Source organism: Streptomyces sp. NPDC060194, from assembly GCF_042728285.1.
Classification (GTDB): Bacteria; Actinomycetota; Actinomycetes; order Streptomycetales; family Streptomycetaceae; genus Streptomyces.
The window spans coordinates 1-8424 of the sequence record NZ_JBHWZH010000200.1 but is presented as its reverse complement, the minus strand read 5'-3'; the positions used below and the strand labels follow the sequence as shown (position 1 = coordinate 8424).

The 8424-nt window shown below is 76.5% G+C and carries 6 protein-coding genes; 5 read left to right on the top strand and 1 reads right to left on the bottom strand.

The features are described from left to right. Nucleotides 1-104: 104 nt before the first annotated feature. Both ACFWEG_RS27080 and ACFWEG_RS27075 read left to right on the top strand, forming a co-directional pair. Nucleotides 105-689 (top strand): flavin reductase family protein, encoded by a 585-nt coding sequence (locus tag ACFWEG_RS27080; protein ID WP_387220210.1) that lies wholly within the window; start codon nt 105-107, stop codon nt 687-689. Then, nucleotides 676-1956 (top strand): cation:proton antiporter, encoded by a 1281-nt coding sequence (locus tag ACFWEG_RS27075; protein WP_387220208.1) that lies wholly within the window; start codon nt 676-678, stop codon nt 1954-1956. The genes ACFWEG_RS27080 and ACFWEG_RS27075 overlap by 14 nt, the downstream gene beginning before the upstream one ends. Before the next feature lie 66 nt (nt 1957-2022). Here the strand turns inward: ACFWEG_RS27075 and ACFWEG_RS27070 are convergent, their stop codons facing one another. Next, nucleotides 2023-4968, bottom strand: a complete 2946-nt coding sequence (locus ACFWEG_RS27070) for a beta-N-acetylglucosaminidase domain-containing protein (RefSeq protein WP_387220205.1) — start codon at nt 4966-4968, stop codon at nt 2023-2025. A gap of 283 nt (nt 4969-5251) precedes the next feature. Here ACFWEG_RS27070 and ACFWEG_RS27065 point away from each other — a divergent pair, with 283 nt between their 5' ends. From ACFWEG_RS27065 to ACFWEG_RS27055, 3 genes are all read left to right on the top strand, one after another. Then, nucleotides 5252-5500, top strand: coding sequence for a hypothetical protein (locus ACFWEG_RS27065; RefSeq protein ID WP_387220203.1), 249 nt, complete (start codon nt 5252-5254; stop codon nt 5498-5500). Further along, nucleotides 5501-8080, top strand: coding sequence for a 4-alpha-glucanotransferase (gene malQ, locus ACFWEG_RS27060; RefSeq protein WP_387220201.1), 2580 nt, complete (start codon nt 5501-5503; stop codon nt 8078-8080). A 72-nt stretch (nt 8081-8152) separates the two neighbouring features. Then, the gene (locus ACFWEG_RS27055; RefSeq protein WP_387220213.1) at nt 8153-8332 is read left to right on the top strand and encodes a hypothetical protein; all 180 of its coding nucleotides are present in this window, start codon (nt 8153-8155) and stop codon (nt 8330-8332) included. Nucleotides 8333-8424 lie beyond the last annotated feature (92 nt).

Here is an 8424-nt window from a genome sequence, read left to right as displayed (position 1 = left end):
GAGACTGGGCCGGGGCCTCGCCCCGGCCGGCAGGCCGGGCCGGGGCCGACCCCTGCGCCGCGCCCACGACGTCGTACTGCTCCGTCCTCGACAGGGAGTCAGACATGCCCCACGTCCCACCCCGTCCCACCCCTCCGAAGGAGCCCGACCTCCGCCCCTTCATGTCCGCCTTCCCCAGCGGCGTCTCCGTCCTCAGCACGCTGGACGCGGACGGCCGCCCCCTGGGAATGACGTGCAGCTCGCTGGCGAGCGTCGCCCTGACGCCCCCCACACTGGTGGTGTGCGTCAGGACCGCCGGCCCCACCGCGGCCGCGATCCTCACCCAGGGCCACTTCGCGCTCAACCTGCTGCACGAGGACGCCCGCACGACCTCCGACCTGTTCGCCTCGGGCGACCCCGACCGCTTCGACCGCGTCGAGTGGCGCCTGCCGCTCGGCGCCGGCGGCCCCCACCTCACCGCCGCCGCCCACGCGATCGCGGACTGCGCGGTCGTGCACACCGTCCCGTTCGGCGACCACACCGCCGTGTTCGCGCGCGCGGACCGGGTCACCGTACGCCCCGCCGCCCGCCCCCTGCTCTACGGCCTGCGCCGGTACGCGACCTGGTCCGCGGCGACGGCCGAGCCGCCGCCCGCCCTGCCCGCCGAACCCACCGACACGACCGAGGATGCCGCCCGTGTCCGCAGCTGAGACCATGCCCGCCGTCCTCGTCGCCGTCCCGGTGGCGATCCTCGCCTGCCAGCTCGGCGCGACGCTGGTGAAGCGGTTGGGACAGCCCGCGGTGATCGGCGAGATCACCATGGGCATCCTGCTCGGCCCGTCGCTGCTGGGCTGGCTGTGGCCGGCGGCCCAGCAGTGGCTGTTCCCGGAGTCCGTGCTGGCGTACACCGCCGTCCTCGGCCAACTCGGCCTGCTCGGCTTCATGTTCCTCGTCGGCCTGGAACTCGACCTCGGCTCCCTGCGCGGCAGCTCGCGGACGGCCGTGGCGGTCAGCCAGGCCGGCATCCTCGTCCCGCTGACCCTCGGCGCGCTGCTCGCCCTCCCCCTCTACGACCGGTTCGCGCCGGACGGGGTGGCCTTCGCGCCGTTCGCGCTGTTCGTCGCCGTCGCGATGGCGATCACCGCGTTCCCGGTGCTCGCCCGCATCCTCGTCGACCGCGGCCTGTACGGCACCCCGCTCGGCGCGCTCGCGATGACGTGCGCGGCGGTGGACGACGTCGCCGCGTGGTGCCTGCTCGCGCTGGTCGTCGCGCTGTCCACGGCCGGCTCCCCGTTCGACGCGCTCACCGCGGCCGGCCTCACCGTCGTCTTCGGCGCGCTGATGATCCTCGTCGTCCGCCCGCTGCTGGCGCGGCTGGCGGCCGGGGGCCGCTCGGAGCGGGCCAACGACGGCGTCGTCATGGTCCTGCTCTTCAGCGGACTGTGCGTCTCGGCCCTGGCCACCGACCTCATCGGCGTCCACACCCTGTTCGGCGCGTTCCTCTTCGGCGTCGCCACCCCGCGCGGCCACCGCCGCGTCGAGGCGTCCGCGGCCCGGCTGCGCGCGGTCGTCGTCCCCGTCCTGCTCCCGCTGTTCTTCGTCCACACCGGCCTGAGCACGGAGATCGGCCTCCTGGTCGGCGACCCGGTCCAACTGCTCTGGCTGCTCGCGCTCCTCGCCGTCGCCGTCCTCGGCAAATGGGGCGGCGCGACCGGGGCGGCCCGCCTCTGCGGTCAGTCCTGGCGCCAGTCCATGTCCATCGGCGCGCTGATGAACTGCCGCGGTCTGACGGAGCTGGTGGTCCTCTCCATCGGCCTCCACCTCGGCGTCATCGGCCCCGCCCTCTTCACCCTGCTCGTCCTCGTCGCCCTCATCACCACCGCGATCACCTCCCCCGCGGTGACCTACTTCCAACGCACCCCGCCCCTCACCCCCGTCCCCGTCCCACCCGCGGAGCCCCTGAAGACACCCTCCTGACCTCCACCCCCCCCTGTGCCCGCCCGGTGTCCCCCCACCGGGCGGGCACACCTCTCGTCGCGGGGCCTAACCGCGCTTCGGGTCGGGCTTCGGCTTCGGGGGTGGGGCGACGGCGTACGCCTCGACGGCGAACAACGACAGGCCGAACTCGGTGGCGCGCTTGTCGCCCTGGACGCGGAGGTAGCGGGTGTCGCGGGCGTCCATGCGGATCGCCTCGCGGCCGCCGGCGCCGGCGCGGACGGTCGCGGCGGTGCGCCAGGTGCGGCCGTCGGAGGAGGTCTGGATCCGGTAGGCGGAGGCGTACGCGTCCTGCCAGTGCAGGACGACCTGGCCGACGCGGACGGGGGCGGGCAGCTCGGCCTGCCACCACGCGCCGTCGGACGCGGGGGAGGACCAGCGGGTCGCGGGGTCGTCGTCGAGCGCCGCGGCGGCGGGGAAGTCCGGGGTCTCGTCGCCGGAGGAGGAGGCGACGGCGCCGCGCAGCACGTCGGGGCCCGCGGTGGGCGGATAGGCGCGCAGGGACACCACGCGCGTCTGGTCGCCGAAGGTGACCGGCACGGAGTACGTCCCGGCCGGGGTGTCCGCGGGGACGGTGACGCGGAACGGCAGCGAGGTGGTGCGCCCGCGCGGCAGGACGGTGTCGGCGGGCGCGGTGACCTCGATCCCGGCCGGGGCGCGGGCGGTCAGCCGGCCGCGGACGTCGCCCGGGCGGCGCGGGGTGAGCGAGGCGCGGATCTCGGTGGGGGCGCCGCCGATGACCGCGTCGTGCTCGGTGCGGTCGAGCTCGAAGCGGGTGGACTCCTCGTCCGCGTACCAGGGGGTGATGCCGTGCACCCGGCCCGCGTGGCCGGTGAGCCGCAGCTCGTCCACGGCGAGACCGCCCGCGTCGAGCTGCGTCCAGCCGTCGGCGCTGAGCGGACCGAGCCGCCGCCACCCCTCGCCGGGGACGTGCGCCTCGACCGAGCCGTAGGACGGGGCCGACGGGCCGAGCGGTTCGGTCAGGACGGTGACGGTGTCGAGCGCGCGGGTGGAGCCGAGCGCGACCGGGCCGCCGCCCGCGCCCTCCGCGCGGTCCGCGCCCGTCCAGTGGTCCGACTCGCGCGCCGCGCGCTTCAGGAACGGCCCGAGGACGCCCTCGCCGACCTTCGCCGGGTGCTCCCCGATCTCCGCCCGCATCGCCCGCAGGTCGAGCGTGCCGCGCCAGGACGCCGCGCCGTCGCCGCGCGCCTGGGCGAGCAGCAGGTCGACGGCGGTCTGCCCGGCCTCGCCGTGCCGCGCCAACTGCGCGGTCCACGGCCCGACCTCGTCCGCCAGCGCGCCGAGCCGCGCCGGCGTCTCGCGCATCACGCCGAACGCGGCCCGCAGCTCCCTGCCCGCCTCCGCGAGACCGCGCCGGTCGCCCTCGGCCCGCGCCCGCCAGAACTCCGCGATCAGCGGCCGCAGATACGCCGACTCCGTCGCGCCCAGCACCGACGACGCCTCGTGCCCGGCGAGCACCCCCATCGCCTCGCGCGTGCGCGGATCGGCCCCGGCGAGGTCGTCGATCGCCGCCTTCCAGGACTCCTGCGGCCGGTACGAGCGCGGGTTCCACGCGAAGTCGGCGGCCGTGAACAGCGGGATGCGGGAGGCGGCGGGCTGCTCCATCGCGTTGGTCAGCAGCTCGGCCGACCCGGCCGCGACGGCTGGCTGCCGGCCGGTGTACGGGCCGAGGAAGAGCCGGTCGGCGGCCCAGTCGTTGACCGGGTAGTTGTCCATGGTGACCAGCGGGTGGCCCTCGAACGCGTCGCGCACGCCCGCGAGTTCGGCCCCGGTGATGGTCTTCGGCACCACGCCGACGCCCGACCACACCACCTGCACCCGGTCGTCGAGCGCGGCCGACAGCGCGGTGCGGTACTCCGTCGCGCCGTCCTGGAAGAACTCCGTCGGCATCAGCGACAGCGCGGCCGCGCCCGGGTGCCGCTCGGCCAGGTGCGCGGCGACCGCGTCGGCGACCCGCGCCTGCGCCTTCGCCGCGGCGCCGGGGCCCGAGCCGAACGCCTCGGAGTCGGCGGCGCAGTGCCACTCGCTGTAGGAGACGTCCTGGAACTGCAGCTGGAACGCGCGCACGCCCAGCGCCCACATCGCGTCGAGCTTGCGGGTCAGCGCCTTCAGGTCCGCGTCCGACGACATGCACAGCGCCTGGCCGGGCGCGACGGCCCAGGCGAGCGTCACGTGGTTCTCCCGCGCCCGTTCCGCGAGCGCCCGGAACTCCGCGCGGCGCTCGGCGGGGTACGGGTCGCGCCAGCGGGCCTGGCGGTAGGGGTCGTCGCCGGAGGCGTAGAGGTAGCGGTTCTGCTTGGTGCGGCCGAGGAAGTCGATCTGGTCGAGCCGCTGCTCACGGGTCCAGGGGGTGCCGTAGAACCCCTCGGTCATCCCGCGGACGGCCGTGCCGGGCCAGTCGCGCACGACGACGCCGGGGATCGTCGCGGGTCCTCCCGCGTCCCGGCGGACGAGCTGGCGGAGCGTCTGCACGCCGTGGAACAGGCCGTCCTCGCCGGTGCCGGCCAGTGCGATCGTGTCCCGGCCGGCGGCCCTGCCGACCGCGAGGCGGTAGCCGCCGTTGGGGAGCGCGCCCTCGTCGGGGGCGCGCAGGGCGCGCAGCGCGTCGTACGCGCTCGCCGCGCCGAGGCGGACGGTCAGGGCGGACGGTTCCTCGGTGGCGGTGAACGTGCGCGCCCCGGCCTCCGTGAGGACCTCCCGCAACGCGCGCAGCGCGTGGGGGTCGGCGCCGGGGTCGGCGATCAGCGTGACGCGGTCGGTGACGGTGACGGCGTCGGTCCGCGTGGTCGTCGACTGGGGGCGGGGCCAGACGGCGGGGGGCGTGGTGGAGCGGGGGACGTCGGTCCCGTCGGCGGTCGCGGCGCCGGGGGGGTCGTCGTCCGGTGCGGCGACGGCGCTGGGGGAGGCGGTGAGGAGTCCGCCGAGTACGGCGACGGTGATCGCCGTCGCCCGTTTGCCGCGCCGAAGTCGCACGGGTGCTCCCCGAGGGTCTCGTTCCGCTTGGAGCGACGAGTGCATCAGCGCGGGGCGGGGGGTGTCAACGCTCGTGGCCGTTGTGCGGCATTTGCCTACCGGTACAGGTGGTGTCCCGCCGCGCCGCCCCCGCCGCGCAGGTCGGGCCACGTCCTCTTGGCCAACCCCTGCGACCCGCGCCAAGATGTGACGCGGAGCACTCGAACCGCCCGTTCACGTCTGTCGCCGCGCCCTGTGGGTAGGGCAAGCGATGTCCCGTACCCGCACGCACCGGAGGCCTGCCGTGGTCGCATCCGCACACCTTCTCCTCGACGCGCTGTCCAAACCCGCGGTCGTCCCGACGCAGGCGTCGGGTCCGGTGGCCGCGGCGTACGACGTGACGGACCCGGACATCGGGTACGACGTCGAGGCCCCCCTGACGAGCGAGCCGCCGCTCGCGGACGCCGCGCCGCTGACGAGCGAGCCGCCGCTGGCGGACCCCTCGCACCTGACGAGCGAGCCGACCGCCACGGGTACCGCCGCGGGGTACTGAGTGGAGCGGCCCGCCGACCAGGTCGGCTCCGAAGGCTCCGCCCCGCTCGACCGCCTCGCCGCCCTGCACGGCGTGGCCACCTCCTACTCGCCCGCGCCGGGCGAGCAGATCCGCTCGTCGCACACCGCGATCGTCGCCGTACTGGCGTCGCTGGGGGTCGACGCGACGACACCGGTCGCCGTGAGCGCCGCACTCGAACGCGCGGAGACCGAGGCCAGGACCCGGCTGCTCCCGCCGACCCTCGTCCTGTGGGAGCCCGACGGCGAGGCCCCGACGACCTCCCTGTCCGGGCCCGTGCCGAGCACGGACACCGGCATCCGCGCCGACCTGCTCGCCGCCGCGCTGGGCGACCTGCCGCCCGGGACCGCGCTGCGGCTGGAGACGGAGGACGGCCGCGTCCGCGAGTGGATCGCGCCCCGGAGCCCCGGCGAGCCCGCCGAGGTCGTCCGGGACCTGCCGCCGGTCCCCGAGCCGCCGCCCGAGGCCGAGGCCGACGCCGCCGACGAGGCCGACGACGGCCCCCCGCCCCACCCCGAGCCCGGCTCCCTGCCCGACCTGCCCGAGGCCCTCACCGTCCACGGCGGCCCGACCGCCCCCGTGCGGAGCCCGCTGACCGGCCCCACCCCCTCCACCATCGGCCCCCCGAGCGCCAACCCGCCCGCGCCCGCGCCCCCCGCGCCGCTGTCCGCGAAGGACACCGAGCCGCGGGAGCCCGCGCCCGCGCCGGAGCGGGTGCGGGCGGGTGAGGCGGCACTGCCCGGACCGCTGCCGCTCGGCGTGCACGCCCTGCACGCGACCGCCCCCGACGGCCGCCGGAGCACCGCGCACCTGATCGTCGCCCCGCCCCGCGTCCCGCAACCGCCGGAGCGGACGCACGGGCTCCTCGTGCAGCTCTACTCGCTGCTGTCCTCGCGCTCCTGGGGCATGGGGGACCTCGGCGACCTCACCGACCTCGCCGACTGGGCCGGCCGCACGCTCGGCGCCGGGTTCATCCAGGTCAACCCGCTGCACGCGGCCGTCCCCGGCGGCCCGGACGGGGCCACCGACCCGTCGCCGTACCGGCCGTCCTCCCGCCGCTTCCCCGACCCGGTGCACCTGCGGATCGAGGACGTCCCCGAGTACTCCCGACTGGCGGGCGAGGCCCGGGAGCAGGCCGACCAGCTGCTCGCGCGGGCCGCCGCGCTGCGCACCGACGTCCTGGAGAAGGACGCGCTGATCGACCGCGACGCGGTGTGGGCCCTGAAGCAGGCCGCCCTGGAGATCGTGCGGACGGTCCCGCTGGGGCCCGGCCGCCGGGCCGCGTACTGCGACTTCCTCGCCGAACCGCAGCACGCCCGGGCCCTGGAGGACCACGCCACCTGGTACGCGCTCGCCGAGCGGTACGGGCCCGACCGCGACCGCTGGCCGGCCGGGCTGCAGGACGCCCGCTCGGCGCAGACCGCGCGGGCGCGCGCCGAGCTGATGGACCGGATCGACTTCCACACCTGGGCCGCCTGGCTCACCGACGGCCAGCTCGCCCGCGCCCAGCGCACCGCCCGCGAGGCCGGGATGGGCGTCGGCCTCGTCCACGACCTCGCCGTCGGCGTCCACCCCGGCGGCGCGGACACCTGGGGCAGCCCCGACGCGTACGCGCGCGGGATGTCCGTCGGCGCCCCGCCGGACGCGTTCAACGCGCGCGGCCAGGACTGGGGGCTGCCGCCCTGGCGCCCCGACGCGCTCGCCGCGACCGGGTACGCCCCCTACCGCGGCCTGCTGAAGTCGCTGTGCCGGCACGCGGGCGCGCTCCGCATCGACCACGTGATGGGCCTGTTCCGGCTCTGGTGGGTGCCCGAGGGGCATGAACCGGTCGACGGCGCGTACGTCCGCTACGACGCCGAGGCGATGCTCGCCGTCCTCGCCCTGGAGGCGCACCGGGCGGGCGCGGTCGTCATCGGCGAGGACCTCGGCACGGTCGAGCCGGGCGTCCGCGAATCCCTGGAGCTGCGCGGGGTGCTCGGCACCTCCGTGCTCTGGTTCGAGCGGGACTGGACGGGCGACAGGCGCCCGCTGCCGCCGGAGACCTGGCGGGCCGGGTGCGTGGCCACGGCCACCACCCACGACCTGCCGCCCACCGCGTCCCGCCTCACCGGCGACCACGTCGAGCTGCGCCACCGGCTCGGCCTGCTCACCACCCCGCTCGCCGAGGAGCTGGCGGCGGAGGGCACGGACGTACGGGAGTGGGTCGACTACCTGGCCCGGCTGGGGCTGCTGCCGGAGGGGCGGGAGGACGAGGAGGCGGCCGTCCGGGCGGTCTACCGGTTCCTGCTCGCCACGTCCGCGCGGATGGTCGGCGTGTGGCTGCCGGACGCGGTCGGCGACCGCCGCCCGCAGAACCTGCCGGGCACCACCGACGAGTACCCCAACTGGCGGCTGCCCGTCGCCGGCGCGGACGGCCGTCCGCTGACCCTGGAGCAACTGGCCGCGTCCCCGCGGCTGCACGCCCTGATGGAGGTGTTCCGCGAACCCGGTGCGTCCGCGCCGGAGGGGTCGGTGCCGGGGGGGCCGTCCCGTACGGACCCCCCGGGCGCGCGGCCGCTCTAGCCGTTCGCTACCTTTTGCACCGTGGACAAGAACTCCCTGCGCGCCGGCGCCGTAGCAGCCGGAACGACGCTGATGATGCTGCTCATGACGTCCCCGGCCCTCGCGGTCACCCGGGACGACGGCGACGACCCGGGTCCGGGCCTGAGCGTGGTCGAGACCCTCGGCCTGTTCGTGCTCGCGCCGCTGGCGATCTTCGCGGTGATCGCGGGCCTGGTCATGGTCCTCGACAAGTCGAAGAAGCAGGAAGTCTGAGCCGACGCGTCCTTCACGAGGGCGGCCGCCGTACGGGATCCCGTACGGCCGGCCCGCCGCCCCCTTCCGGGCGGGCCAGTACGTCTCGGTGC